The following is a 26221-nucleotide window of genomic DNA, read 5'->3' as shown; positions in this document are numbered from 1 at the left end:
GACGTAAACTATAAAAACACAACAATAATTCTTTCGGAATATGAGGTAGGTATTGTAAAAAAGAAGGAGGGATACGATGTTTGATGAAGCTGCATATTTTATTTTTAGAGCGCTGTTAATTTTAACTGTTTTGGTTGTTGTGGTTGGAATCCCACTTGGTGAAACACTGATTAGAAAAAAATAAAACTGCATCTAAATGGATGCAGTTTTTGATTTTTATCCTACTTTGTGTCGATAATATTGGAATTGGTGAATTAGTGACCATATAGAACCCCGTTTATACTATTATCCACCTTATGGAACTGTATTACTCATAACCGTCACAAAGCCGTTCAACGAGGCTGTATCAATTAATTGAAGTATTCCCAGTCTTGCGGTATCACTGTAGACATACCAATGATTTGCAGTAGTATCATGCACCAAAACTCCGCCCAAGTCCCCCGTGGAAAAATAAATATCAAACCGTTTGATACTGTTAGAGTCTTGGTCTAAAAAATCAAATTGCGCAGTTTTATCATAGTCTCCTACTGGAATGGGATGAGAATCCCAAGGATTATAAGTAGGTGCTTCGATTTTACTTCCATTATTTTTTATAAAAGTATTATAAATAGCTTCGTTATAACCATTCCCATTGATTTGCTGTACGACTCCGCCTAATGTCATATGATATTCGTATTGCAATGCTTTTACTTTTATACCATCAATAAAGAGAGGCTGTGTCTCAACCGTTACTGTACCGTTTTTGTAAGTGATATTGCTGCCAAATGTTTCGGCAAGAAAACGCATCGGAACAAAAGTACGATTATTCTTCATATATGGCTTTACATCAAGCGTTTCTGTTTTACCGTTTTTCACCACTTGATTACGATTAAGTTTTAGTGTTACCTGTATATCGTTTTTAGTAAGGGTGATTTGGGCATCCGTCCATACAACATTTACCCCTAAATTTTCACTAATTACACGTAAAGGAACCATTGTCCGATTACTTTTAACTTCTGGATTTACATCAGATGCAATTGTAACACCGTCAACTTTTATTTGAAAATCGGCTGCATATGCCGGTGACGAAGTCATGATTAGAATCAACCCAAGAAAAATTCCTGAGAACACTTTTTTCAACATTGAACACTCCTTTTCTTAAAACTCACTATTCTCCCCAAAAATACATTCCACTAAAATATTTTACCATAAAAATCCACCTATATCGTTAAACTATCCTGCTCTTTATTCAATCTACATGACCTATAAAAGAAGACGCGTTTCGAAATAAACGCGTCCGATTGTTAGATAAAGATACTGATGAAAATTAGAGTTGATGTCCTTTCTAAAAACCTAATAAATTCCCCTACTAAAGGCTGGCTGCCAAATTCCTTGGGCATTTTTCTCCATACCTAGCTCTGTTGGTCCTTCAAGTGAAATAAATTTTACAACACCTGTTGTATCTGTTTGTTGCTCAAACTCCGCATGTTCTAGCCCAGCAAAGAGGTTTGCAATAATAAGGCGATTTATTTCCTTTGTAAACAACTCCTGACGTACGATTTTCGTTTTCTCATAATATCTTCGAACACTTTCTGTTTCTTCGTTCTTATTTGTTGTAAACAATGCTTCATATGTTTCATAATCTTTTTCAATATCACTCAATAAAAACATTTTAGTAATCGCTTGGGGTGTCATATTTTTTAACTTTTCAATATTATAATCCGCTTTAAAGGCATCAAAAACTTGCTGCTCCTGTTCAGACAATTCAAATGTTAGCTCAAAATTTTGGAAGCCTACGACCTTACCGACTAATTGCCCCTCACTAATTTTCATAATCGTATGGCCTTCGTCACTATCATAAACAACCATTTCTTTTTCTTTCGCAGAAATCGATTTGTCATTGAATGGCGCTGGTCTTGTTCCAAAGTTATGAAAAAAATAAGGGTTTTTCAATGGGTCATTGATATCCTCTTTTTTTATTTGCTCATTTAATCCATGTACTTTTAATGGGGTATCCTCTACTAAAATTTGCCCTTGCTTCATTGTTACATGATCATTCCCTAATCCTAATACAGTTGAAACGACAAGCCCATCCGTTCCATAAAAAGCAATATAATCTCCATACGTAATAGGGGCTTCCTTATCGATAATCATGGGTAAAAAATGCAGCATCCATTGTTTTCCAAGTAGATGGGCATATTTAGGTTGAATGATGTCTAACGAAGAAACATCATCGACAATCGGTAGTAGCTCATTTTGCTGACTTGCGGTTTGTAGGTTATTCTTTTGAGAAAACTCAACGAATAGCATTAACCCAATAATGAAACAAGCTGCAATAGATACGGTGACAACCTGCCAGTTAAACTTTCTTTTTATGGGTTTCTTTTGCAATATACGTTGCTTGATGTCGTTTGTAAATGGGGCATCTTGTCGCAATTCTTCTTTTAGCTTGTCTTTAAATTCCTTCATAAAATATTGCCTCCAGTTCCGGATTTGTTTTCAACAATTCTCTCGCTCGACGAATCCTTGTACGAACGGTGTTTTGTGAGACGTTTAATAAACTAGCAATTTCAGAAACATCAAATTCTTCATAATAAAACAGTACAATGACTTCCCTATAATGAAGTGGTAATGCAAAGACAATTTGCTTTAAAGTTGCAAAATCTTCAGTTGCTATATATGTTTGCTCTACGGAGGGTTCAGTTCTACCTAGTGGTAAAAGCTTTGAAATAAATGATTTTCTCTTTTGTTTACGTAGTTCATCGTGACAGCAATTAATAGCGATACGGGTTAAATACGTTTTCAATGAAGCATCTTTTCTAAAATCGTCTTTATGTAATAAGTACTTCATGAGTACGTCCTGTGTAATCTCCTCTGCAAGCTGAAAATCCTTCATATATAAATAGCTAAGATGATACAAATATTCACCATATTGTTCTACGATTTGTTCCAACAACAGCTCACCTCGTTTCAATCCTACTACTTAGACGCTCGTTTTCTAGAAAATTGTTCAATCTCCTGGAAATATTTTAGAGTAGCCTTTTTATCAAGATTGCAGTAGTATGCAATGCACTTCTAGATGATGCAACAGTACCTATGTATTAGATGGGCTTACTGATAATGGCCCTTTTCATGAAGAAAGACGCTTTCCTATTATTTCAGATAAGCGTCCCAGAAGATCATTATTCAACTTTACCTATAGTTCGTTCAAGAAGGACTGTTCTTTTTTCGATTTGTTAAATAAATCTACTCTTTCTTTTATACTTTCGTTCTTACTAGTATCCCACCATTCAACGACCACATAAATCTCATGTATATCTTTCAGTGTAATAAAGTCACCATTTTTATTGATGTATGGCCCTGCAATAGCACCAGTTGTATATTCTGCTATATTCGTCTCACCAGTAACTGAATCAGTATGAACTACTGAATCATCACTCTCGATAACCACATGCGTTTCAAAGTGGAAGAAATCTGTCATATACGTATTGACGTTTTTCATTTTTAAGGTCCCAAATCCTGCTTTAAAGTCTTCTGGTGTTATAACAATTTCATACCCAGTTAGATTCCAGCTTTCACTTTCACCCATCAATAATAAATAATAAGTATTACCACTTTTTTGAGCATTGCAGCCAGATAGTACAAAGAACGACAACATCAAATAAATGCAAGGCACTAACCCTTTTATATATTTCTTCATTCAATCCCCCTTTGAAAAATGAATGCAATTCAATTCTTTAAAAGAAAAAGACACGTTCCTATATTAACGCGCCCTTTTCTGGAATAAAAAATGAGTTACTAACTATTCATAAACTTTTGTAGGCAACTTGAACGATTTGTTGTTCACCATTCTTCTCAAAAATCTTATAATTTTTCATCCCGATTTTTTCCGCAACTTTTTGGGATGGGATATTTTTTAAGGTCGTGTATGAAAATATTTCAGAATAGCCCAGAACATTCCATGCATATTCCTTACAAGCAGATGCCGCTTCTGTCGCATACCCCTTATTCCAATACGCTTTAATAATGTGAAAACCGATTTCAGGTAACCATACACCGTCAATGTTCTGCATGGTTATTCCACAATCACCGATAAATAGATCTCCTTCTTTTAAAACAACTGCCCATAGTCCGTGATTATATTGCTTATAATTTTTCTCATTCCATCTGATCCAATTTTTAACCTCTTCTTGATTAAAGGGATGAGGGTAATATTGCATAGATTCGGGGTCGGAAAGCACTTTTGATAATTCATGATGATCGTCCATTTTTAACGCTCTAAGGTATAATCGTTCCGTCTCGATTATCTTCAAAATACCCACCCTTTGCTTTTAATATATTTTGCTACAATATTTCATTTAGAAATGTGCAGTACCTGTTTTTACCCATTTGAAGCCAAAAAGTTACCCAAAGTAATGATGGACACACCAAACAACAAGAAACAGACTTACTATCCCCCAAGCAGTGGTACTCCATATCCACCAAACTACAGATCTTGCTTTTGATGAATTTCCCTCTTCTTCCATATTCAATTTTATAAAAGCGACCTTACTTTCCATACCTTTTTTCATAGAAGCGAGCACAACAAATCCAATTATTATGAAACCAATAGTTACCAAAAGTAGTAGGTCCACCTTTACACTCCCTTTATAGAATTGAATTTCACCGCAATTTATTATAATAATTAGATTCTACAAAGATAACAATATACCTTGTGTTAATTCAAGTGCGTTTAAGTATATCATGTATTAAAATGCTGAAACTTAAAGTGCCAGAAGCTTTGTTTGGAAACTTTACTTAAAAGAATGTTATTCAACAATTGGACCCAATGTTAAGATAAACACGCAAATGTAAGATGTATTGCTTTACTCAACAATATGACCCTTAAATGAAAAAGAGCAAAATAGATGGCCCTATCCCTCACTTTGCCTACTCTATCCATCACTTTTCACCTTGTATCCGCTACTTTTCATGTTTTAACCACTACTTCAGAGCCTATCCCTCACTTTGCCTGCTCTATCCATCACTTTTCACGTTGTATCCGCTACTTTTCATGTTTTAACCGCCTTTTTAGAACCTATCCCTCACTTTGCCTGCTCTATCCATCACTTTTCACGTTGTATCCGCTACTTTTCATGTTTTAACCGCTACTTTAGAGCCTATTCCTCACTTTGCCTGCTCTGCCATTTGAGTGGTTGAACTAGAGTCATAAAATAAACCGACCCAATGGATCCGCCAAGTGCAATTAATTGCATGTGACGCGTACTTAATTCCCGCTTTAGTTGTGAATCTTGATGATTATCTTTCATAATGCTTGCTCCTCATACATTTAGATTTTCAAATACTTGCTCAAAAAAGGAATAAAAAAAACGCCCTTTTGGATTAACCAAAAGGACGATTCAACTTGTGTTACCACCTTATTTATAAGCAATTCACATTACTTACCTTAAGAAGTACGGTCATTTGACGATACTCTCGAACATGATTACGGGTGCTTACCGGCGTAGCCTACTTAGAATAATCCTTTCGATACATAGCTCCAAGATGAATTCTCACTCGTTTTACATGCACCTCTCATCAACCGGTAGCTTTCTGTTCGTAAAAATAATTGATACTATTTTTTTCATAGCCTTTGTTCTAGCCATCTCACGAGAAAGAGTAGATTTTCGCTAAATAAAGCGCCCGATTGTAAAAGTCCCAAAAATTACCATTCTCTTCATTACACTCTCTGAAAACCAAAAATATATTTCAATCATACGAACAGGCAACGAATATCTTACTTTTTGTTCTTTTGATATACAATAAAAGTAAGGCCATTTAATAGCAATGTAAAAATGAGAAGAACTGCTGTGGCTATCACGACTGCACGTGTCGTGTCCATGAGTGCCGTCCAATCCTCAATTTTTACTAAATGATAATTATAAAACATCTGAAAACTAATTGAAATAGCGCAGGCACTGATGCTGAGAACGGCAAGGATGCCCCAATTAGAATGTTCATGTTTTTTATTTCCCATTAGATAAATAACCGGAAGTATCCAAGCGATTATTCCTAGTAAGAGACTGCCAATATTAAGCCAACCAATCATAACGAATCCCTCTTTCTATTTGTATTACCGTTTAACAATACTTAACGGTAAATTGTAGGAAAGGTTTCAAATAACTGTATTATTCAACAATATCGACCTTTAAAAGAAAAAGACACGTTTATAAATAAACGCGCCCAATTGCCGAAAACTATTATTCAATTAAAACTACCATTATAAACTTTATCTTTTCGCTTCATTTGTATATGCGTAAATATTTTCACTATTAATATACCAATTATTCCACCAAGTATATTACATAACAAGTAGATAGCATCTATAGAACTAATGTTCCTAGGAACTAAACTAAACGACCCTAATAGTAGACGTAAAAGCTCTGTACCTAAACAACACAATATCACTAGAAAAATGGCTTTATTTATATTTTTAAAATGGAAAAGAACGCATAAAAATATCCCTAAAGGAAGTAATAATAAAAAATGATAAACTATAGATGAATAGCTCCACAAATACATATTGAAGTGGATACTATCAAAAATTCCAAACCAATCATTAGCTGTAATAAAACGTCTACTCTTGTCTGCTGGATTTAGAGGTAAAAGTGTTATTCCCCCTACTTTAATTTGAAGTAAACATAGTAAATAGAAGAGAAAGCTGTATAAAGTAACACGTCTTTGATTACTCTTGATTTCTTTTCTAAAGTAATCAAGAAATACATCTATAAAAATATAGACCAACAACACTAAAAATCCGAAAGGAACAATATTATATAGAACATAGTTTGTATGCAAGTAAACACCTCCCAAATTTTGTAACAACTATCATTTTACTTATTTTAACAATGTTAGTCAAATAGTGTTCTTCCACTACCATTTTTTCATTTAGCTGTTTTTATTGTCATTATAAAAAACACCCCCATAGACCACCATATCTATAGGGGAAAAAACGGTACGATATTCGTATGAAGTTTAGTAGGTTACCTCGGAATCTTTTCGCTTCGGAATAAGTGCAGTAAAAAGTGCAATTAAATTAGGTGGAATGCTAAATAATAAAAACAGCCAGTTTGTCGTCAGGATCGAGATGATCGTGAATACAATAATGGACGTCATGAAGACGAATAGGCCCACCTTCACACGCGAGGGCTGTAACGGGGCTGCGCTGGACATATTGATGGTCATCATAATTCCGATGATTCCCCAACTCGCTACGTGTGTTAATAAAAGGATACCTAAAACCATAGCAGTGCTTAATTCAATCCCAAAATTGAGTAACGTAAAGAAAACATACAGCGCTCCTAATGTCACATACCAAGAATAGGATCTGGCCTTTTGCCAAATATGATAGTACAGCTCGTCTAAACCTCTGTTTTTTCTAGCTTTCTGTCGCCCGAACCACCATCCAAGGAGTCCACCAATCACTCCCCCATACAATCCAATCATACCCCAGATATTAATCTCCATCACTCATTCTCCTCCTCTTCAAATATAAACACTTCTTCAATTGTGCTATTGAACGCTTTGGATATGTTGTAGGCAAGCTCTAAGGATGGATTGAATTTGCCTGATTCAATAGCAATGATTGATTGCCGTGAAACGCCAACTTGTTTCGACAACTCTTCCTGCGTAATCTTGTTCAATTTTCGTAATTCTCGAATTCTGTTTTTCATAATGCCTCCTTTATAAATGTAAAGCAAACTATACATTTAATGTTAAGTAAAGTTTACTTTACATCACTACGTATGTCAAGCAAACTTTACAATTTGATTTTTAGTTAGATGAAATGGCAATGTCGAGTAAAGAACAACAAAATTCTATTACTATGTACTATTTTCGGAAAATTTGATAAATTAATAGTAAGGAATGTTTTGATTGTTACAAAAAGGAGGTTATCCAAATGAGTAAAAAAGAGCTCTTGCAAAATGGAGTCAATCAGGTTTTTTACGAAGAGGAATGGTACCCACCGTTATCAGAAGCATTAAAGAATCTCACTGCTGCACAAGCTAGTTGGCAACCAAAAGGAAATGCTGCTAATACGATTTGGGAAAATGTAAACCATTTATTAATCTTTAAAGAGCGCTTACTTTCCCGCTTACATAAAGATGAGACATTTGTTGCTCCACAAAATAATGATGAAACGTTTGTCCAAGGCGGTGCTCATGATGAAGATGCTTGGCAAGAAACAGTGAATCGAACACTTCACGTACATGAAGCCCTACAATCTTCATTAGCATCCTTGCAAGAAGAGGCATTAGATCAACCTAGTCCCGCTCTTCCAGTTTGGCAACAATATCTAAATATCCTTTTGCACGACGCTTACCATACAGGACAAATTGTTCAACTTCGTAAACTACAAGGTTCATGGCCTGCTAAGCGCTCCTACTTATAAACGATGATTCAAATTGGTGATTGAAAAGCAGATGCCCCCTCAAGTTAGAGACAAACTACTAACTATAGGGGGCATAGCATTTAATTCGTTTCATTATCAATCTTAAGCTGTTTATCTACCATAATCAGTAGAACATCACTAATGTCGAGAGTGGTTTTAGTAAGTTTACAAGTCTATTGGCTTACCACCTGTGACTCCATAAATCTGACCCGTGATATAACTTCCTTCATCCGAGGCAAGAAGAACATACACTGGCGCAAGCTCTACTGGCTGTCCCGCACGGCCGAGGGGCGTATTTTGGCCAAACTCAGGAATCTCTCCTTCTAATTTCCCGTTATCTAGCTGAAGCGGCGTCCAAATCGGGCCAGGTGCAACACCATTGACACGGACACCTTTAGAAGCAAAGTACGAGGATAGGGATACCATAAAGTTGCTTATTGCACCTTTTGTCGCGGCATAATCCATTAAAGATGAGGATGGATCGAAAGATTGAACCGATGTGGTGGTGATAATTGCACTTCCTGGCTCCAAATGTTCTTCAGCAGCTTTTACGGTCTCGAACATGCTGATGATGTTTACTTTGAAAGTGTCTTGCACTTGTTTAATTGTTAAGTCACTTAGGGATGGCTGTGCGATCTGTTGCGCAGCATTTAATACAAGAATGTCCAATCCGCCAAAGGCTTCTACGGTTTTTGTAACAATCTCTGTGGCCGCGTTATCTTCTCGCAAGTCATACGGTAGCAGTAATGCTTTTCTTCCTGCTTTTTCAATTAATTCTTTAACGACGTTGGCATCTTCCTCTTCACCAGGGAAGAATTGGATAGCTACATTGGCTCCTTCACGTGCATAGGCAATGGCGGCAGCACGGCCAATCCCAGAATCGCCTCCTGTAATTAGGGCATTGCGCCCTTCTAGACGATTGTATCCTTTATATGATTCTTCTCCGCAGTCAGGTTTGGGGATCATTCCATGCTGTAGCGCTGGCGTGTTCTGTTCCTGATTTGGGAATTTTTCGGTATGAAATTTTTTACGTGGATCGGTTAGATGTGGGTTTCCCATCAGCTATCATCTCCTATTTTAATTAATTAGTGACAAACACTTTGTGTGCTTACACTGTTACATTTTGTTGAATACCCTCTGAACATTTACTTTAAACAGCATCAGATTCTTCCGCCCTTCCACCAATGATGGAGTCATTTACATTTTCCTTACAAAAGAAAAAACACCCTATATAAGCGAGCAGACTAGTCCAATGTTAAAATGGATAGTTTGAACACTTACATTGAGTGTTTTAAGAACCTCTATAAAGTAGGTGATGAAAGATATTTAATAACGCTTTGTTTGTTTAAATTAACGCCTCAATTGCTTGAGCTACTTGCTCTTCTGTTAAATTGTGACGCACGATGTAGCGATTGCGCGCATGCTTTGTACATTCGATTGTACAGCCACCTAAATGCTTTGCTTCATTTTCTTCAGATGCGATAATTTGCTTGTTACATTCAGGATTTGCACAGTTAATGTATCGTTCACAAGGTTCACCGTCATAGTGATCACGACCGACAATCACATGCTCTACTTGATTGATTGGCACCGTTAAACGCTCATCGAAAACGTACATTTGACCATCCCATAATTGACCTTTCGCCACAGGATCTTTTCCATATGTTGCTACACCACCATGTAATTGACCGACATCGCCAAAGCCTTCACGTTTCATCCAACCCGAAAACTTCTCACAACGAATACCACCCGTGCAATATGTTAAAACATTTTTCCCTTCGAATAGCTCACGGTTTGCACGGACCCATTCTGGTGTATCACGGAAATTTTTCACCTCTGGTCGAATCGCGCCACGAAAATGGCCGACATCGTATTCATACGTATTACGCACATCTAATACTACTGTATTTTCATCTTGCATTTCAGCAAGGAATTGTTCTGGTGACAGGTAGCGACCTGTTAATTCATGTGGGTTGACGTCTTCTTCTAAGCCTAAGTTGACTAACTCAGGACGTGGGCGAACGTGCATTTTTTTGAATGCATGTCCTTCTGCCGCATCAATTTTAAAGACAATGCCTTCGAATAATGGGTCTGCTTGCATGTTTGCCATATATTGCTCTGTTTGCTCAATCGTCCCCGAAACAGTCCCGTTAATGCCCTCATTGGCTACTAAAATACGACCTTTTAAACCGATTTCTTTACACATTTCTAAGTGCGTTGCTGAAAACGTCTCTGGGTCTTCAATCTTCGTGTAATGGTAATATAATAAAACTCGATAATTCATTGTTTTCCACCTATCATTTCAATATTTGCAGGATATTCCTGATAGTGTCTTTTACGACCTATTAACCATAAAGGATAATCCGTTAATATGCTATCGGTAATTAGACTGAAATGAGTAGAAATAATTTTTCCATATGCCGCTAGATGAAAAAAGACACATTCATTCGTTAAACAAATTTTATATTTTTCTTCACCGCATTTTCTACTAAAGCATAGAGTAAACTCGCAATACCAAAAATAAGCATCGAAATGATAATACTTAAATTATATTCTTCTATAAATCGCGAATCATAAATGATTACGAAAGAAAAAGCCCCTATTGCCCCACCAAATAAAGTGAAGGTAACCACTTTGAACAGCCAATTTTTCATAAAACGACTCACAATAAATGTTAACGGTAAAAACGAAAACGGATAGAGAATAAAAGCAAAAGAGCCCATTAAGAACATATAACCAACGCCTAAATCACGAAATCCCGTCATATATTCTGATGTCCTGATTTTTCTTCCTTCTAAAACTTCTAAGCCAAATCCAGCTAAGGCAAACAGCACTATAAAAGGTATCCACATGATTAAACAATGATAGAAAGTTTTCATTCTTATCCTTCCCCTTATAAATTTTTACTGCTGGTACAATTCAACCTCTTAATAGATCCAACGAAAATCATGGAAGAAAGTTACAATGTTTCTCACCTGACAAAAGATCAAAAAAAAAACATATTTTAGGGATTGATACGCCTAAAATATGCACCTCTCATTTCTTCTCTTTAAAACACAATCCCAATAATGATGGCTGATAGAACACTTACAAGTGAGGCACCGTATAGCAATTTTAATCCAAAGCGTGCCACTACATTGCCTTGCTTTTCATTTAACCCTTTTACAGCACCTACAATGGTACCAATTGAGCCGAAGTTAGCAAAGGATATGAGGAATACAGAGACAATCGCTGCTGTACGCTCACTGAAGCTATCTTGGATTTTAACGAAGTCCAGCATGGCAACGAATTCATTTGCCACAAGCTTTGTCGCCATGATACTCCCTGCATTCACAGCTTCATGCCAAGGTACACCCATGACAAACGCAATTGGGGCAAAGACATAGCCTAGGAAACCTTGGAATGTGATACCGAAAATGCCATTAAACACACCATTAATGAGGGCAATTAACCCAACAAAGCCTACTAACATAACCCCAACGATGATGGCTACCTTAAAACCGTCCATAATGTATTCGCCTAGCATTTCAAAAAACGTTTGCTTTTCACCTTCTTGCACTTCGATTATATCTTCCTCCGCTTGTACTTCATACGGGTTAATGATTGAGGCCACGATAAAACCACCAAACAAGTTTAATATCAGAGCTGCCACTACATACTTTGGCTCTAGCATCGTCATATAGGAGCCCACAATGGACATCGATACCGTTGACATCGCAGAAGCACATAAGGTATAAAGCCGATGCTTTGGTAAAAAGCCGATTTGATTTTTCACTGAAATGAATACTTCATTTTGCCCTACGATTGCCGCTGCAACCGCATTATAGGATTCTAGTTTTCCCATGCCATTGATTTTACTTAATACGAAACCTATATATTTAATCATAAACGGTAGAATTTTATAATGTTGCAATATGCCGATGATGGCTGACATAAATACGATTGGCATTAAAACATAGAGGAAAAATGTATGTGCACCCTCATTCGCCATCCCACCAAATACAAAATTTGTGCCCTCATTGGCATATTCAAGTAGTTTTGCAAAGCTATCAGCAAACCCTTTAATTAAAAATTCCCCAATACCTGTTTTCAGTAATAGAAACCCTAAAACAAGCTGGATAACAATCATCACAATGATTGGGCGATATTTAATATTTTTCTTATTATTACTTGCAAGCCATGCTAAAAATAGCACGAGTAGTAGACCTACTACCGAAATAATATAATGCATGTTGTCCCCTCCGTAACGAACAATGTTTTCAAATGCTTTTTCTTCCCATCCCATGCAATCCCTTACGCATCGATGATTGTATGAAGAGCAATGTCCACCATATCAAAAAAGGATTTTTCACTTTCCTCGTGCGTTAAGCTTTCATTTGTTAATAGTTGACTACCTACCGTCAAAATAGACAATGCCTTTACCCCATATTTTGCGGCTAACGTATAGAGGGCGGTGCTTTCCATTTCTACCCCTAAAACACCGAATTCCATAAACTTATGAAGCCTGTCTAATGTTTCACGATAAAATTCATCTGAATTATAAATATTGCCAACAAACACATTGCCTTTTTTCCCTTGCGCTCGTTGAAACGCTTTCATTAATAAGGAAAAATCCGCAATTGGTGCGTAATTATTGCCGTAGAAAATTTTCTCCGTCAAATTGCTGTCTGAAGACACTGCTTGGGCTAGAATGATATCGCGGATTTGAATGTCCTTTTGCATCGCGCCACATGTGCCAATACGAATCAATTTTTTCACGCCATAATCGTTGACCAATTCAGTACCGTATATACTCATCGATGGATTCCCCATGCCCGTCCCCTGCACGGAAATCGGTACACCTTTGAACGTTCCTGTATACCCATACATTCCTCTTACTTCGTTATAGCAATAGACATTCTCTAAAAAATGCTCTGCTACAAATCTTGCACGTAAAGGGTCTCCAGGCAGCAAGACACGCTCAGCTATTTCTCCCTTTTTTGCTCCTAAATGTCTACTCATTTTCATTCCTCCAAAAACTTGTCATTTATCTCCAATCCAATTAGGTAACCGTTTTCATTTACCAATAAAAAATACCCACAGCCATTTCCGAAACTACTTCTTTTACAAGAAATCTGTTCAGAAACTACTATGAGTATAAGGTTTAATAAACCTGACAAACTAGACCAGATTGTTACGTTGTGTACGGGAAATAATTGACCAAATTACCGAAGTAATTCTTGACGAATATTATCTAAGTCCCTTTTGGTAGGAATCGTAGATATAATAACAACCGGCACTGTCGTCAAGGCAACGGGAAAATTACTTATGACAAAATCAATGTGATGCTGCTGTACCATCTCATCCGTTAATCCCTTCATAATAGAGGTATTAATAATCAGCTGGTCCCCAATTTCATTCTTGATTAAATTGGCGATATAATGGCGGATTGAAAATTCCTCTCCAATAACCAAGAAGGCTCGTTTACTTTTATAACGTAGCCCTGAACGAACAAGCAAGGTAAGCTTGGTTAAATGAAAGTCATTATACAGGATAGAAGGGTACGCTTTTTTCCATGTTTGCATACAGATCTGCATATCTTGGTAAATTTGCTGACATTCAATTTGAACATAGTTTGTTAAATTACTTTTTGAAATCATCAGCCATTCAGGGATCGCATTATCGATTAAAAGCTTGTCTAAAAACTCATATACCTCCAAGCTAAACCGCTCATTCATATGTAGATTAGGGTAAGCCTTTGCCAATAAGGTGAACAACTGCTGCGCCATTTGATCAATTTCTTTATTTTTATATAATTCGATTTCCTTCATTAGCGTCATGTCTGATCCTTCATAATAATGATATTGGCTTAGACTAAATAGAGATTGCATAAAAAACAATTCACGCTTTGGTAATTCAATCGAAAATTTTTCTTCCAGTGCCTGTGCAAAGTCTTTTACTGGCAAATAGAACATTCCTCTTTCCCAAGCGTAATCATCCTCCGTAATTTTGACATAGTTCCCCTTTCGTACTCTTTCCAAGACAATCGCCACTAAAAAGGATAATTTCCTTTTGGAGTTAATAAAATAAACAATGCTTTGCTCATGCTCTATTTGCGTGATGCATTGATTGATAAAATCAAAGTCACTATTGGTAAATGGCCATCCTGTATACTCATAGGCATCACCATATAATTTCCAATAAAAATAGCGGATATTCAATTCATTTCCCTTTACGGCGGGCATCGAGTATGTAATGCGTAGCTTATACGGCTTCAAATCATGATTATTTAGTTGCGTAATCAGCTTCTTCAACGAGGAAGTGCTCATAAACATCGCCTCTGCTAGCTCCTCCATCGAATAAGGTTGCCCATTGATAAACAATAAGTGCATGAAGCGATAGAAGATGGTTTGCCTGAACATGCTCGAAAGCACTTCACTAACGGTTGTACTTCGCCCATCTCGTTGTAGAAAAATTCCCTTTCCTCTAGATACGTCAATCGTCATTGTTGCTGGTAATTGCCGATTGATCTCTTCTACGAGCTTCCGTATGGTCTTATCTGAAATATGTAAGCTTTTTTCAACCTCCCCTAAAGTAAACCATCTTTGTTCAGAATCTAGTAACAGTAATAATTGACTAGCTAATTTGAATTCCTTATCCACGTTCTCACCCTATCCATCATTCACAAAAAGGAACATACACTGGTAGCTGTATGTCCCTTTTTGCGTTTATTTCATATACGTATTCAAAACTTTTTCGATGTCCGTATTAAGCTTGTTGATATCAACTGCTGGCACGGGCTGATTGACAAGCTGATATTTTTCTTTTAGTTTTAGGATTCTTTGGACACTTTCATTGATGCGTTCCTCTGTTATTTCCCCATTGCTGACGGCTACCTTCACCGCTTCTATCGCTGCCGTAATATTGGCATATTCATGAGCGATTAAAATAATATCACTACCAGCCTTGATTGAATCGACAGCTGCTTGCCCGATCGCATAATGATTCGTGATGGCTTTCATCGTCATATCATCAGTCATCACAACACCGTCAAAGCCCAGCTGCTTTCTTAGCATACCCGTGATAATTTCCTTCGACATGGAGGAAGGATACTGTGGATCAATTTTTGGCAATAAAATATGTGCGACCATGACGACATCTGCACCATTGTTAATGGCCTCTTTAAATGGGACAAGCTCTAGCTGATTCAAATCGTTCAAGCTTTTTGTCACCTTTGGCAATTCTAAGTGGGAGTCCACAGATGTGTCACCATGCCCAGGGAAATGCTTCACGACAGGAATAACCTGCTCCGACTCCAGACCCTTCATTGTTTGAATGCCCAATTTGCTGACAATAGCTGGATCATTGGAAAACGAACGATCCCCGATAATTGGATTATTCGGATTGCTATTGACATCTAATACAGGCGCAAAGTCCAGATTGAAGCCAAATGCCTTTAATTGCTCCCCTAATAATTGGCCTACTTCAAATGAAAACTTGGATTGGTTAATGTCCCCAATTTTTCGGTTCGTTGGGAAATTTTTTAAAGCGCCTGGTAATCTGACTACTTTTCCACCCTCTTGGTCGGTGCCAAGGAAAAGTGGTAGCTGATTATTCGAATTGGCAGCCATTAAGTCATTCATCAATGTGACCGTTTGCTGGGGTGTTTCAAGATTATTGCCATAAAGAATTAAACCACCTACTTTAGCCTTTTGAATAAGGCTTATTGTCTCCTGCTGAAGCGTCGTACCTGAAACACCTGCAAACATCATTTGACCGATTTTCTCGTCCAATGTCATTTGTTCCACCGTATCTGGCGCTTGTGGCTTCAGTTCCGTATAGACCGAAATATGATGAACAGTAGGATTGGCATCACTGTCAATCGGTTTCGGTAAAATCCACTTTAATTGATAGCTGGCATTTACTTGGTAGACAAGAATAATTTGATCGGTTGAAGGATCCTGATAGTAACGAACTTCATCAGGTTCACCCAACTTATTTTTAATATCTGCTAAACGAATGCTTTTGATATTCTCTTTCGATGAACGGATATCGAAGGCCTGTGAACCTCGATAACCAATCGTCACATCCTCATAATCCTCATATTGTCCATTGGCGGATTCCGTGACCTGCTGCGGTTCTCCCCATTGCTCACGAACCGCTTGTTGTTCTGTATCTCCTGCTGCAAATGGCACATCAGGTACTTTTCCTTCTCGCGCGAATTGAGCAATATCCTGTATGAGGACCTCTATATTGTCTGAACCACCTTCCTGTTCGGACGCATCCTCTTGAACGGGCGTTGTCTCAGGATTTCTAGTCGGTAGTGTGACTGGCCTCACTTTCATGCCGATAAAAAAGGCTAGACCCATTAACATCAGCACAAGAACTAGCAGCACACCACGTCTTCTTTTATGCATGTAAAAACCTCCTTCACCAAGCCATTTGGCGACATCGAAACAAATCTATCAACTAACGTTATCATAACTGCCACCTGAATTCAAAGCTCACGCTGTGAACAGAATCGCAGCCTTCAATAGAAAATATTATCGTAAGCTAGCAAAAATGCAAAAGAAGATGTTAAAATATTCACATAAAGGGGGATATAACACATGGGGAAATTAAGTAAAAGAAATATACTGTGGATTGTGCCAATCGGTATCTTAGCGGTATTTTGGTACTTCTATGGTCCACAAAAGGATATTACAGACAATGAATATATTACATACGTAAAAAACTATTCCTATGAAAATAGCGCAAAAACTTTGGAGAGTGCCTTTGCCTCTGCCTGTGAAAATCCATATTGGGTCTATTTTGAAACACAAAAGGGACAGGATGTTGTAGAGTTTGAGGGTGATTGCACGGTGAACAATGAAGTAGCCAAGGTCAATGTACAGTTTCTGGTAGACAACGACATCACAAGTGTTCAATCAGGTGCAATGCTTGTCGATAGTAAAATGCAGGAAGAAGCAGACCGCGATGAATTTTTGCTAGCACTTGCTAAATAATCCCTTATAGTGATGCTATAAGGGTTTTCTCTAGGAAAGCGGATAAAATGTGCAAAGTAGTGGATAGCAACCCTAAAGTGATGGATAGAAAGTTAAAAGTGGGGGATAGATCCTGTGAATTGACGGATAGCTCTGAGAAAGCGGAGTAAGATTTTGATGCTGGAATCGAATAAAAATGGAGAGGGTTGATCCTCTCCAGAAGGTGGTTATTATTTTTTCTTGGCGATCCAAATCGTCCATCGATCCTTTTCAATGATGGAACCTTCAGTGGTAATTGCATTCCTTATATGCTCAAGAAGGGACGATAATTGGATGTCATTTAACTCATGTAATAGACTACGCCCCACTCTACCTTGTAAATCAGCCAATAATTGCTCCTTATTAGCATAGACCTGTCTCGTCTCCCATAGTTTGAGTTCACTAATTTCTTGAAAGCCTACTTCTTGTAAGCTTTCTGTCACCAACTGACTAGTGTGTCTGCGCTCTACTTCCTTTTGAATAAGCGAAGGAAAACTTTCAAAGAAATAGCCCCTTATATGATGAGCATCCCCTGGAAGTAAGCAATCCTCTGGGGTGCGATCCTGTACGATAAAATAACCGTCTTGCTGTAAAAGCCGAAATGCCTCTTGAAAGCATGCTTTGACATCTTGTATATGATGAATTAAGGCTCGTTCAAGCACGATATCAAAAGTATCCCCTGCAAGCCCTGTATTGAAAGCATTTCCTTGCACAAATGTGATTTGCGGATATGCTCGACAATTTTCTTTCGCTCCGTCTAGCATGGCTAGTGAAAAGTCTACACCTGTTACAGATGCCACCCCCATATCGACAAGTGCCTTGGCATAAATCCCTCCGCCACAGCCGATATCTACTGCCTTTCCCATACTATGAAAAGGAATATGTTTCGCTAACGCTGCCTTCCATGAGCTATCTGCCTGTCTAGTTGTATAAGACGTACGATGTTGCTGACTATGAAAATCAATCCCCATTCTCTTCACCCTCCCCTTTTGTTTTATTGTACTAGTAGATCACCCATAAGAAAAATCTATAATTATTATAAAAATACATAAGCTTACCTTATCAAACGAAAAACCCATGCTGGGATATGCATGGGTTGAGCTACCATTAACTATTTCTAGTAGGATGGGAGGACTTTAATATGGTCCGTTCAATTATTCTAATTTCGTTATTTAGTTTTGTAATCGCCGCTTCAATTTGTTGATAGCGCTCCATCCGCTTGACCTTCTCTGTTGGAAGGGAATCCTTTAAAGCAGCCTGTCCAGCGTATAAGCTTGACAGTAAATCTAGCTTTTGAAAATAAGCTGTGCTATATTGCTCCATAACACCCAGCCCCTCATCTGTTACTTTTTTACACGAACTTATGAATTGTTGTTCATATAAGAACTATAACCGAAAAAAGCAGCCTCAAAACTCCATCTAAATTATTATTTATTATCCATTTCCAAGTAAATGATTATTCTATAAAAGCGCTAAAGCTACGTTATTCATCTTTTTTTAACAAAGAATAGATAAATGTATCATATGCTTGTCCCTTTTGATACATATAGTCCCTCAATATGCCTTCCTGTTGGAATCCAAGCTGAATTAACAGCTTGGAAGATGCCTCATTCTCTAAAAAAACAACGGCTCCAATCCGGTTTAAGTTCATATCCCCAAAACCATATGCAATTACTTTCTGCACAGCTTCCTTTGTATAACCCTGCCGCCAGTAATCAGGATGAATTTCATAGCCAATTTCTGCTCGTTGATGTGCCGCCGACCATAAATGGAAGCCAACTGTACCAATCACTTCATTCGAATCTTTTCGTTCAATTCCCCAACGAATCCCACGCTTTTCCTCAAAATTTTTAGCAAATTGCTTAATTAACTGCTCAGCCTGCTGTGTGTCAGCAAAAGGTTCCTGCCCATAATAGCGTGTTAAAGCCTCATTGGAAAAGCAACGAAAAATCGCAGGAACATCCTCCTCTGTGAGTTCTCTTAACCTAAGTCTTGCTGTTTCTAATTCTGGAAACATGCTGTTCCCCTCCTCTACCATCCATATCATTCTCTACTCTTCCTTCAAAATCCTTTTTTGACAACATAAACGTGCAAACCTAAAAGTAGGCTTGCACGTTTGATTACCCAAAAGCTTGTGCTGCTAGAGCAAATAATGTTTGATTTCGTGTAGGCATTTTTTTGGCATTACGGATCATGACAGGTGGCGTGGCAGCCATCGTAAAACCACTTTGTTGTAAAATTGGACCAAGCTCCTTTTGAACAGATGGACAGTCGATACGTAATTTCCCCTGATAGCCCTTAGCCAATTCATTGATAATATGATGCGCTATTTCTTTACTTGGCGCGACGATTGGTCCTAAAAGTAGATAAATTGGCCCCGCGATTGTTAAGCCATAGCCAATCATTTGGTTGTCTTGATTTTTGATAACAACACAGCGCTGTGACTGCTGTATTCTTTTACGCAAAAAGATTCTTCTACTATCCCCAAAGGCTGCTGCGTCAAGTTTAACAAGCTGTTCAAAATCCTGTTCTTGAAATTCTTTGATGGTGCCTAAAAAATCGGCTTCGCTGGTCGTCTCAACATATTTGTCTGCCAAATATTTATGTACATGCTCAACAGTTGTGAAGCCCATTTTTTGATATAAAGGTTGTCCTTCTTTTGTAGCTACGAGCATAATCGCTGTTTCCGCTGAAACACTATCGATACAGGCTTGTGTAACGATTCTACCTAAGCCAAAACCTCTGCATTGCTCATGTACAATCACCATGCCAATGGAAGCTACATTTGTGTCGTAGGGAATAATGGCTGCACTGGAAACAATTTTTCCTTCCATATTTTTATGTCCAACTATTCTACCTGCTGCCATAATCGTTTCAATTTCGTAGGCATCGTAATCCCATCCAACGGAAGCTGATAGCTCGATTAATCCCTGAATATCAATAGAAGTAAATAAAGTTAGCTCAAAATTCAATTAGATACACCCTCTCAAAAGAACATCTGTTCCATTTTACAAAATCCCCCTTCCATATACAAGCGATATCTCTTAGCTTTAGCAATTATTACTATATAATTATTGTAAAATAGCCTATAATAGTTGCTAGACTATGCACTCCTACTTCAAGCATATAAAGGTGATTTCAACATGACATCCTATGAACGTATTCTTATAATGGTCCCGCCGTTTCCCTAGCTACGCAATCTACTTGTAACTAACAAAGTAGAATTTTGCTTGTAGGAGGGCAATATGTTGAAAAAACAGGCAGTACCATCTTTATTATTAATGATTGTTCTTGTGGCTTTTCCACAAATTAGTGAAACAATATACACACCATCACTTCCGGATATTGCCGCTGAACTTGATGTAGCCAATAGCTCTGTCCAATTAACATTAAGTATCTATTTTATTGGCTTTGCGTTCGGCGTTTTCTGCTGGGGATGGATTTCTGATTTTATTGGCCGTAGACCTGCCATGCTAGGTGGTTTAATTTTTTATGGAATAGGTAGCCTACTCTGCTTTTACGCAGAGACAATCCCTTTTCTGCTAGCAAGTCGATTGCTACAAGCATTCGGCGCTGCAACTGGCTCCATTATTACGCAAACCATTTTGCGTGAAAGTGTGACGGGAAGTCAACGCCATGCTATGTTTGCTCAAATTTCAGCCGTCATTGCCTTTACCCCAGCTATAGGGCCGTTAATTGGTGGTTGGGTGGATCAAGCACTAGGCTTTCGAGCCGTGTTTTTTGTCCTTGTCATCATGAGTATCCTGTTGTTTATCTATGCTTATTGCAGACTTCCAGAAACAACCAATCCTGCAACAAGACAAAGAACAGCGATTTGGCCTGTCGTCAAACGCATTTTTGCTTCACCCATCGTGCTTGTCTATGGGCTACTAATAGGAGGCATTAATGGTGTTCTATTTAGCTACTATGCCGAAGCACCCTTTATATTCATCGAGCATTTCCAGCTGTCACCTGGCCTGTACGGATTTCTTGGCATTATCGTTGCCCTTGCTTCCATAATAGGGGCTATGATTTCAAAGCGACTCGTCATCAGCCATTCACCACAAAAAATCATCCATGTTGGCTGTTTGGTAATGCTTGGTGGCACTTTGCTTTTAACCATCGTTTGTACCCTGCCATTGCACGCGAGCATGATGGCCATTGGTATGCTGATTACTATTTTTATCACACTGCTAGGCTCAGGCATCGCACTTCCTAATTGCTTAAGTTTAGCGTTAGTAGATTTTCAGGATGTGATTGGCACAGCAGGCGCTATCTTTAGTCTCGGCTATTACTTACTCGTCAGTGCCATCACATCTGGTATGAGCTTACTGCATAACGGTTCTTTACTGACAATGCCACTTTATTTCTTAGGTCTATCCTTGATAATGTGGCTTTGCGGGAGAAAGTTTATTCGATAATGGAAGAAAGCGGGCTTCCAATCGCTATCGCTTTTAGATAGATGAAAGACTAGAACAAAACCTCTTCTCCGAATAGAAAAAGTGGGTGAAATTTTACTCTTCGTAAAATTTCACCCACTTTGATTATAGGATAGCCTAGCTCTAAATTTTTCCCACTGGCACCTATTGAATTTTCTCACTCAAAGTGTAAATACTTAATGACAAAGATTGAACTATGTCAGTAGGCATCGTGCAGTGATCTAACTATCTCCTGATGCATAAAACTGATATAATAGATATACCATTAAAGTGAGGGGTGTTATTTATGAAAGAAAATTCATCCTTAGAACGTAAAAAGCAAGTGCAATTCGCAGTTGGTATGGCTGCCATTGACGGTGGAAAACCGAGCGCATTTACACAGAACCTCTTAAACCAATATGAAAATGGTCAAGTATCATCCAGCCAATTGAAACAAGCGATTGTTGAAAAATATACAAGGGCTTCACAGTAGTTTATGGATCCATATATTTATCCTAATACAAATGTCTTAATCAACAAATTAAATATTCGAGATGAACAACAATTGATTGACGTTGAAGCACAACTGTTAATCGCTGGGATTATAGATATTTCTTCTATCACGCATGAGATTGACTTCCAAAAATATAAAAGTCTCCAAAAGATTCATCACTTCCTTTTTCATGAGCTATATTTATGGGCAGGAGAATTCCGCACAGTCAATATTTATAAAAGCGAACATGTTTTAAGTGGATTATCTGTTGCTTATAGTGATAAAGATCACATTGTATCTGATTTAAAAACTATTTTCAGTTGGTCTAAATCTAAGCAATGGAAGTATTCTAATCCTCTCCTTGTTGAGGACTTTTCTTCATTTATGACAAAACTTTGGCGTGTTCATCCTTTCCGAGAAGGAAATACACGAACGGTATCGATTTTCATGAAGCTTTTTGCTGAAGCAAATAGGCTAGACTTCAATGCTCAATTGCTCTCACAGTATGCAGGATATTTACGAAATGCACTAGTTCTTGCAGCAGTAGAAGAAGCTCCGGAACCACAATATTTATTGAAGATGATGACAGATGCTCTGGATGTAGCTGATTTCAATAAATGCAAGGCTGACGATGAAACGTCTAATTATCAAGTAATTGGGCGTTATGATGTTTCTAAGTATAAAGAAAAGCCCTTTGAAACGGATTAAGGAATGATTTATTTACAGATTAAGTATATTTTACTTATTTAATACGCTAAAAAGGATGGTGATTTGTAATTGAATCATCATCCTTTTTATATATATTTCGCAATAGGGATCAATTAATTCATTTAAAACCTTTTACTCTTAGAAAAATCACCTCCTAATTGAAATTTAGTTTTTAACCCCATATTCAATCGAAGGTGTATTTTTTTATTTGTCTATACTGTTGAGGTCAGTCCTCAACATCAATTTTCCACTTTTTATACACCTACTAGTTTTTTCTAGCTGCTTCTCCTATCCTTGAAAATAATAATCCAACACTTCCTGAGGGGTATGAAAAACTTTGTTGCTTTGCGTTTTATAAAGAAATTTGGGATTCGTACAGGCTTTCTCTAGACTTTTTGCTTGCTTTAGCTTATCCGTCATTTGCTCTATAATATCTGTGTAGCCATCGAGCTGGTTTGAAATTTTCGGTAGCATCGTTGGTGAGATATCGAGTACAATAGAGACTTGATCCTCAGCATAACTATTTAAATTGATAAAAAAGCATTCTTCCAAATGCTTTGAATGTTTATCTACATTAATGACAGCCTCTTGATAATTGGCGATTAACCCTGTTGATGTATTCGTAATTGTAAAGCCTTGCTGTGTCAAATGCTGTTCAACTAGCATTAAAAACTGCTCGACCTCTGCATCTAGCTTTGGCGTAACAGTTGATTGAATTAAATCATTACATTTCTGATAAATGGTATCAATTTCGGTCTGTTTTTCGACAAGTAATTTAAAATTGGACATTGAATACACGCTTCATCTCCCCTTTTTACTAAGGTAGACATTCATGAAGCGTTTTAGTCATGATCACGAAAAATAACAATTAAAAGGAGAAGTCCATGATTAGAAATTCTGTCAAAGCCATCATCATCGTGGATGGGAAACTATTGCTAACAAAAAATCAAGATATAGAGGGCTACTTTTACCTTTGTCCAGGTGGTGGACAGGAGCATGGAGAGACCTTTCACAAGACGTTGCAAAGGGAATGCCTGGAGGAAATTGGCTCCTCCGTTCACATTGGAGAGCTGTTATTTATCCGTGAATACATCGGACAAAATCATGAGCATGCCGCCTTTGACGCTGATGTACATCAGGTAGAATATTATTTCCTCTGTCAGCTAAATGCGCAAACTTGTCAACCAACGAATCCTGATAGTCTTCAAATTGGGACACAATGGATACCGATTGAAAAGCTTCATACATATAGACTTTACCCCAAAGCGCTTACCCAACCATTACAGAAATTTATACGAGGACAACAGACAACAATCTATTTGGGCGATGTCAATTAAAACAGGCTGTCTATCTCCTTAGACAGCCTATTCTTAAGGAAGCACTTTCACCATCGTATAGTAGCTACTGCCTGGTGGATAATCTTTAATTTCTCCCACTACTTGATAGCCATGTGCCTCATAAAAGGTACGCGCTTGAAACTCGTAGGTTGTCAGTAGGGCTTTTGTTGCCCCCATGTCCTTGGCTACTAACTCTGCCTGTGCTAAGAGCTTTGTGCCAATTCCCTTTCCACGATATTCTTCACTAAACCAAAATTTATGTATTTCTATCCATCCCCAGTAGACTTCAGCTGTTATACCACCTACCCATTGCTGCTGTTGATCTGTGACGATTAACTGTAAAGGAAGAACCGCACCCTTCTTTCTACTTTCGCGATGATAAGGAGATTGCTCATTATTATAGGCACGAATTTTTTCGCTTAAAAAATTTGTAAAATCCTCATGCTGTCCCCGTAAAACCTCTACTTGATATTCCATCTCGATCCTCCTATTCCTGGTAACGCTTTATCAGCTTGTCTTGATGAGCTGCAAATATTTCTTCTAATGGAATATCGTACTGATTGGCAATCACTATAAGATTTCCTAAGACATCCCCTAGCTCTTCAATTAGCTCCTGCTTATTTTCTTCAAAGGATGGTGTTTTTTCATCTGGTCGATCTCTACCAATCTCGATTGCTCGAATCGCCCTGGCTACCTCACCTGTTTCTTCTGCCAAGAAGCCAATACGTGTAAAAATATTAAGCTCTGACCAGCCACGTGCTTCATAGTAATCCTTTACCCAGCGTTGAAATTCATTTAGTTCCAATTCAGTTTCCTCCATTTCCTTCCTCTTCAAAATAAATTATACTATAAAAGAATTCGATCAGATATGGAGGAAATCAGCTATGAAAAGTATTGCCGTATTTTGCGGATCCAGTCTAGGCGCTTCCGATGCTTATCGTCAAGGAGCGATTTTACTAGGAAAAGAATTAGCCAAAAGACAAATTACTCTTATTTATGGTGGTGCTTCTGTAGGCATCATGGCAACAGTAGCGAATACAGTGCTAGAAGAAGGCGGCAAGGTCATTGGGGTGATTCCGACATTATTAGAAGAACGTGAAATTGCGCATCAACAGCTGACAGAGCTGATTGTTGTAAAGACAATGCATGAACGTAAAAGTAAAATGATGGAATTAGCAGATGGCTTTATTGCCCTTCCTGGTGGACCTGGAACATTAGAGGAATTTTTTGAAGTATTTACGTGGAATCAAATCGGGCTGCTTCAAAAACCTTGTGCTATTTTCAATATGGAAAACTATTTTGATTTATTAATATCTTTCTTTGACCATATGCAAAATGAACAATTTTTAAAAGCACAATATCGTGATGCACTTATTGTTGATGAGGACGCAGCAGCACTATTAGATAAATGTGAAATCTTTGTTCCTCCAGCTGTGAAAACTTATGAATTAAGCAAATAATAAAATGGTGAGGGTGGACCTAATTGGACTAACCTCACCTTTTTCTTGCTCTAATCTCCAATACGATCCTACATGACTATGCGAAACAAAAGAAGGACCTGGTTGTTCTGATTACTAGTAATTTGGCTACTATGATTTCATAATTCTGCTTTCTTTTCCCGCCTTTTCACTGCTACCACAGCAATCAATACCATCCCAAGCTTCACCAGCCCAATAATGGCATAGAGACTAAATGAAAGAATCGCTGGTAATAAGACTAACCACCACGACCATGTAATGACATCTGTTAGCTTTAATACGACAAAGACAATGGTCAGCACTTCTGCAATGCCCATCATTTCACCACCTTACAGTCCATCCTTGACTATATAGTAACTATATATCTTACGATAA

The 26221-nt window shown here is 37.8% G+C and carries 32 protein-coding genes; 7 read left to right on the top strand and 25 right to left on the bottom strand.

Features of this window, described 5'->3' with window-relative positions:
- Positions 1-294: 294 nt before the first annotated feature.
- From NYE73_RS10705 to NYE73_RS10660, 10 genes are all read right to left on the bottom strand, one after another.
- Positions 295-1119 (bottom strand): copper amine oxidase N-terminal domain-containing protein, encoded by an 825-nt coding sequence (locus NYE73_RS10705; RefSeq protein ID WP_131520022.1) that lies wholly within the window; start codon positions 1117-1119, stop codon positions 295-297.
- 213 nt (positions 1120-1332) lie between these two features.
- Complete coding sequence (locus tag NYE73_RS10700; protein WP_054548775.1) at positions 1333-2448, bottom strand: hypothetical protein; 1116 nt, start codon at positions 2446-2448, stop codon at positions 1333-1335.
- Positions 2435-2932 (bottom strand): RNA polymerase sigma factor, encoded by a 498-nt coding sequence (locus tag NYE73_RS10695; RefSeq protein WP_016994968.1) that lies wholly within the window; start codon positions 2930-2932, stop codon positions 2435-2437. Before NYE73_RS10695 ends, NYE73_RS10700 begins: the two co-directional genes overlap by 14 nt.
- Positions 2933-3175: 243 nt before the next feature.
- Positions 3176-3679, bottom strand: a complete 504-nt coding sequence (locus tag NYE73_RS10690; protein WP_131519913.1) for a hypothetical protein — start codon at positions 3677-3679, stop codon at positions 3176-3178.
- A gap of 106 nt (positions 3680-3785) precedes the next feature.
- The gene (locus tag NYE73_RS10685) at positions 3786-4292 is read right to left on the bottom strand and encodes a GNAT family N-acetyltransferase (protein ID WP_081010929.1); all 507 of its coding nucleotides are present in this window, start codon (positions 4290-4292) and stop codon (positions 3786-3788) included.
- A 90-nt stretch (positions 4293-4382) separates the two neighbouring features.
- Positions 4383-4613, bottom strand: a complete 231-nt coding sequence (locus tag NYE73_RS10680; protein WP_259949007.1) for a hypothetical protein — start codon at positions 4611-4613, stop codon at positions 4383-4385.
- Positions 4614-5755: 1142 nt separating this feature from the next.
- Complete coding sequence (locus NYE73_RS10675) at positions 5756-6067, bottom strand: hypothetical protein (RefSeq protein ID WP_054548778.1); 312 nt, start codon at positions 6065-6067, stop codon at positions 5756-5758.
- Positions 6068-6222: 155 nt separating this feature from the next.
- On the bottom strand, positions 6223-6816 hold the full coding sequence (locus NYE73_RS10670) for a VanZ family protein (RefSeq protein WP_054548779.1): 594 nt from the start codon (positions 6814-6816) through the stop codon (positions 6223-6225).
- Between the two features lie 177 nt (positions 6817-6993).
- Positions 6994-7485, bottom strand: coding sequence for a hypothetical protein (locus tag NYE73_RS10665; protein WP_259949184.1), 492 nt, complete (start codon positions 7483-7485; stop codon positions 6994-6996).
- A complete protein-coding gene (locus NYE73_RS10660; RefSeq protein WP_009371016.1) occupies positions 7485-7691 on the bottom strand; it encodes a helix-turn-helix transcriptional regulator in 207 nt (68 codons plus the stop codon). Before NYE73_RS10660 ends, NYE73_RS10665 begins: the two co-directional genes overlap by 1 nt.
- A 227-nt stretch (positions 7692-7918) precedes the next feature.
- Here NYE73_RS10660 and NYE73_RS10655 point away from each other — a divergent pair, with 227 nt between their 5' ends.
- Positions 7919-8410 (top strand): DinB family protein, encoded by a 492-nt coding sequence (locus tag NYE73_RS10655; RefSeq protein WP_259949005.1) that lies wholly within the window; start codon positions 7919-7921, stop codon positions 8408-8410.
- Positions 8411-8575: 165 nt separating this feature from the next.
- Here NYE73_RS10655 and NYE73_RS10650 read toward each other — a convergent pair whose 3' ends face one another.
- From NYE73_RS10650 to nagZ, 7 genes are all read right to left on the bottom strand, one after another.
- A complete protein-coding gene (locus NYE73_RS10650) occupies positions 8576-9469 on the bottom strand; it encodes an SDR family oxidoreductase (RefSeq protein ID WP_221683129.1) in 894 nt (297 codons plus the stop codon).
- A 286-nt stretch (positions 9470-9755) separates the two neighbouring features.
- Entirely contained in the window at positions 9756-10694 is a 939-nt protein-coding gene (gene trhO, locus NYE73_RS10645; RefSeq protein ID WP_115674027.1) for an oxygen-dependent tRNA uridine(34) hydroxylase TrhO, read from the bottom strand.
- Positions 10695-10860: 166 nt separating this feature from the next.
- Positions 10861-11289, bottom strand: a complete 429-nt coding sequence (locus tag NYE73_RS10640) for a hypothetical protein (protein ID WP_259949000.1) — start codon at positions 11287-11289, stop codon at positions 10861-10863.
- Between the two features lie 170 nt (positions 11290-11459).
- Positions 11460-12641: a NupC/NupG family nucleoside CNT transporter gene (locus tag NYE73_RS10635; protein ID WP_259948999.1), complete on the bottom strand. Its 1182-nt coding sequence runs from the start codon at positions 12639-12641 to the stop codon at positions 11460-11462.
- A gap of 62 nt (positions 12642-12703) precedes the next feature.
- Positions 12704-13411 carry a purine-nucleoside phosphorylase gene (deoD, locus tag NYE73_RS10630; RefSeq protein ID WP_054548784.1) on the bottom strand — a complete coding sequence of 236 codons (708 nt, stop codon included), beginning with the start codon at positions 13409-13411 and terminating at the stop codon, positions 12704-12706.
- A 203-nt stretch (positions 13412-13614) separates the two neighbouring features.
- On the bottom strand, positions 13615-15051 hold the full coding sequence (locus NYE73_RS10625) for a helix-turn-helix domain-containing protein (protein WP_259948997.1): 1437 nt from the start codon (positions 15049-15051) through the stop codon (positions 13615-13617).
- 66 nt (positions 15052-15117) lie between these two features.
- Positions 15118-16806 (bottom strand): beta-N-acetylhexosaminidase, encoded by a 1689-nt coding sequence (nagZ, locus tag NYE73_RS10620; protein WP_259948996.1) that lies wholly within the window; start codon positions 16804-16806, stop codon positions 15118-15120.
- Between the two features lie 192 nt (positions 16807-16998).
- On the opposite strand from nagZ, the gene NYE73_RS10615 reads away from it, so the two are divergent.
- Positions 16999-17394 (top strand): hypothetical protein, encoded by a 396-nt coding sequence (locus tag NYE73_RS10615; protein ID WP_048390581.1) that lies wholly within the window; start codon positions 16999-17001, stop codon positions 17392-17394.
- A gap of 209 nt (positions 17395-17603) precedes the next feature.
- On the opposite strand, the gene NYE73_RS10610 is transcribed toward NYE73_RS10615, so the two are convergent.
- From NYE73_RS10610 to NYE73_RS10595, 4 genes are all read right to left on the bottom strand, one after another.
- Positions 17604-18383 (bottom strand): class I SAM-dependent methyltransferase, encoded by a 780-nt coding sequence (locus tag NYE73_RS10610; RefSeq protein ID WP_259948993.1) that lies wholly within the window; start codon positions 18381-18383, stop codon positions 17604-17606.
- A gap of 136 nt (positions 18384-18519) precedes the next feature.
- Entirely contained in the window at positions 18520-18735 is a 216-nt protein-coding gene (locus tag NYE73_RS10605; protein WP_054548789.1) for a hypothetical protein, read from the bottom strand.
- A gap of 160 nt (positions 18736-18895) precedes the next feature.
- Positions 18896-19429 (bottom strand): GNAT family N-acetyltransferase, encoded by a 534-nt coding sequence (locus tag NYE73_RS10600; RefSeq protein ID WP_259948991.1) that lies wholly within the window; start codon positions 19427-19429, stop codon positions 18896-18898.
- 103 nt (positions 19430-19532) lie between these two features.
- Positions 19533-20384, bottom strand: a complete 852-nt coding sequence (locus tag NYE73_RS10595) for a GNAT family N-acetyltransferase (RefSeq protein WP_259948989.1) — start codon at positions 20382-20384, stop codon at positions 19533-19535.
- 276 nt (positions 20385-20660) lie between these two features.
- On the opposite strand from NYE73_RS10595, the gene NYE73_RS10590 reads away from it, so the two are divergent.
- The 3 genes from NYE73_RS10590 (at position 20661) to NYE73_RS10580 (ending at position 23031) form a co-directional block, all read left to right on the top strand.
- The gene (locus NYE73_RS10590) at positions 20661-21833 is read left to right on the top strand and encodes a multidrug effflux MFS transporter (RefSeq protein ID WP_259949183.1); all 1173 of its coding nucleotides are present in this window, start codon (positions 20661-20663) and stop codon (positions 21831-21833) included.
- Between the two features lie 304 nt (positions 21834-22137).
- Positions 22138-22323, top strand: coding sequence for an antitoxin VbhA family protein (locus NYE73_RS10585; protein ID WP_048390572.1), 186 nt, complete (start codon positions 22138-22140; stop codon positions 22321-22323).
- 3 nt (positions 22324-22326) lie between these two features.
- On the top strand, positions 22327-23031 hold the full coding sequence (locus NYE73_RS10580) for a Fic/DOC family protein (protein WP_259948988.1): 705 nt from the start codon (positions 22327-22329) through the stop codon (positions 23029-23031).
- Between the two features lie 288 nt (positions 23032-23319).
- Here NYE73_RS10580 and NYE73_RS10575 read toward each other — a convergent pair whose 3' ends face one another.
- Positions 23320-23820 (bottom strand): hypothetical protein, encoded by a 501-nt coding sequence (locus NYE73_RS10575; RefSeq protein ID WP_227744841.1) that lies wholly within the window; start codon positions 23818-23820, stop codon positions 23320-23322.
- A gap of 95 nt (positions 23821-23915) precedes the next feature.
- Here NYE73_RS10575 and NYE73_RS10570 point away from each other — a divergent pair, with 95 nt between their 5' ends.
- Positions 23916-24368, top strand: coding sequence for an NUDIX domain-containing protein (locus NYE73_RS10570; protein WP_259418988.1), 453 nt, complete (start codon positions 23916-23918; stop codon positions 24366-24368).
- Positions 24369-24401: 33 nt separating this feature from the next.
- On the opposite strand, the gene NYE73_RS10565 is transcribed toward NYE73_RS10570, so the two are convergent.
- Positions 24402-24845 (bottom strand): GNAT family N-acetyltransferase, encoded by a 444-nt coding sequence (locus NYE73_RS10565; protein ID WP_259948986.1) that lies wholly within the window; start codon positions 24843-24845, stop codon positions 24402-24404.
- A gap of 10 nt (positions 24846-24855) precedes the next feature.
- Complete coding sequence (locus tag NYE73_RS10560) at positions 24856-25173, bottom strand: MazG nucleotide pyrophosphohydrolase domain-containing protein (protein WP_054548807.1); 318 nt, start codon at positions 25171-25173, stop codon at positions 24856-24858.
- Positions 25174-25252: 79 nt separating this feature from the next.
- Here NYE73_RS10560 and NYE73_RS10555 point away from each other — a divergent pair, with 79 nt between their 5' ends.
- Entirely contained in the window at positions 25253-25828 is a 576-nt protein-coding gene (locus NYE73_RS10555) for an LOG family protein (protein WP_259948984.1), read from the top strand.
- Positions 25829-25965: 137 nt separating this feature from the next.
- Here NYE73_RS10555 and NYE73_RS10550 read toward each other — a convergent pair whose 3' ends face one another.
- The gene (locus tag NYE73_RS10550) at positions 25966-26163 is read right to left on the bottom strand and encodes a transmembrane Fragile-X-F protein (RefSeq protein ID WP_048390561.1); all 198 of its coding nucleotides are present in this window, start codon (positions 26161-26163) and stop codon (positions 25966-25968) included.
- Positions 26164-26221 lie beyond the last annotated feature (58 nt).

It is taken from the genome of Lysinibacillus sp. FSL K6-0102 (assembly GCF_038003545.1).
GTDB lineage: Bacteria > Bacillota > Bacilli > Bacillales_A > Planococcaceae > Lysinibacillus > Lysinibacillus capsici.
This window is presented reverse-complemented; position numbering and strand designations above follow the sequence as displayed.

Excerpts from the sequence above, each read along its gene's own strand:
- NYE73_RS10600 (WP_259948991.1), bottom strand. The coding sequence starts at position 19,429 with ATGTTTCCAGAATTAGAAACAGCAAGACTTAGGTTAAGAGAACTCACA.
- NYE73_RS10660 (WP_009371016.1), bottom strand. The coding sequence starts at position 7,691 with ATGAAAAACAGAATTCGAGAATTACGAAAATTGAACAAGATTACGCAG.
- NYE73_RS10555 (WP_259948984.1), top strand. The coding sequence starts at position 25,253 with ATGAAAAGTATTGCCGTATTTTGCGGATCCAGTCTAGGCGCTTCCGAT.
- NYE73_RS10585 (WP_048390572.1), top strand. The coding sequence starts at position 22,138 with ATGAAAGAAAATTCATCCTTAGAACGTAAAAAGCAAGTGCAATTCGCA.
- NYE73_RS10575 (WP_227744841.1), bottom strand. The coding sequence starts at position 23,820 with ATGTCCAATTTTAAATTACTTGTCGAAAAACAGACCGAAATTGATACC.
- NYE73_RS10605 (WP_054548789.1), bottom strand. The coding sequence starts at position 18,735 with ATGGAGCAATATAGCACAGCTTATTTTCAAAAGCTAGATTTACTGTCA.
- NYE73_RS10665 (WP_259949184.1), bottom strand. The coding sequence starts at position 7,485 with ATGGAGATTAATATCTGGGGTATGATTGGATTGTATGGGGGAGTGATT.
- NYE73_RS10655 (WP_259949005.1), top strand. The coding sequence starts at position 7,919 with ATGAGTAAAAAAGAGCTCTTGCAAAATGGAGTCAATCAGGTTTTTTAC.
- NYE73_RS10690 (WP_131519913.1), bottom strand. The coding sequence starts at position 3,679 with ATGAAGAAATATATAAAAGGGTTAGTGCCTTGCATTTATTTGATGTTG.
- NYE73_RS10700 (WP_054548775.1), bottom strand. The coding sequence starts at position 2,448 with ATGAAGGAATTTAAAGACAAGCTAAAAGAAGAATTGCGACAAGATGCC.
- NYE73_RS10635 (WP_259948999.1), bottom strand. The coding sequence starts at position 12,641 with ATGCATTATATTATTTCGGTAGTAGGTCTACTACTCGTGCTATTTTTA.
- NYE73_RS10675 (WP_054548778.1), bottom strand. The coding sequence starts at position 6,067 with ATGATTGGTTGGCTTAATATTGGCAGTCTCTTACTAGGAATAATCGCT.
- NYE73_RS10640 (WP_259949000.1), bottom strand. The coding sequence starts at position 11,289 with ATGAAAACTTTCTATCATTGTTTAATCATGTGGATACCTTTTATAGTG.
- NYE73_RS10550 (WP_048390561.1), bottom strand. The coding sequence starts at position 26,163 with ATGGGCATTGCAGAAGTGCTGACCATTGTCTTTGTCGTATTAAAGCTA.
- NYE73_RS10570 (WP_259418988.1), top strand. The coding sequence starts at position 23,916 with ATGATTAGAAATTCTGTCAAAGCCATCATCATCGTGGATGGGAAACTA.
- NYE73_RS10615 (WP_048390581.1), top strand. The coding sequence starts at position 16,999 with ATGGGGAAATTAAGTAAAAGAAATATACTGTGGATTGTGCCAATCGGT.
- NYE73_RS10610 (WP_259948993.1), bottom strand. The coding sequence starts at position 18,383 with ATGGGGATTGATTTTCATAGTCAGCAACATCGTACGTCTTATACAACT.
- trhO (WP_115674027.1), bottom strand. The coding sequence starts at position 10,694 with ATGAATTATCGAGTTTTATTATATTACCATTACACGAAGATTGAAGAC.
- NYE73_RS10580 (WP_259948988.1), top strand. The coding sequence starts at position 22,327 with ATGGATCCATATATTTATCCTAATACAAATGTCTTAATCAACAAATTA.
- nagZ (WP_259948996.1), bottom strand. The coding sequence starts at position 16,806 with ATGCATAAAAGAAGACGTGGTGTGCTGCTAGTTCTTGTGCTGATGTTA.
- deoD (WP_054548784.1), bottom strand. The coding sequence starts at position 13,411 with ATGAGTAGACATTTAGGAGCAAAAAAGGGAGAAATAGCTGAGCGTGTC.
- NYE73_RS10650 (WP_221683129.1), bottom strand. The coding sequence starts at position 9,469 with ATGGGAAACCCACATCTAACCGATCCACGTAAAAAATTTCATACCGAA.
- NYE73_RS10565 (WP_259948986.1), bottom strand. The coding sequence starts at position 24,845 with ATGGAATATCAAGTAGAGGTTTTACGGGGACAGCATGAGGATTTTACA.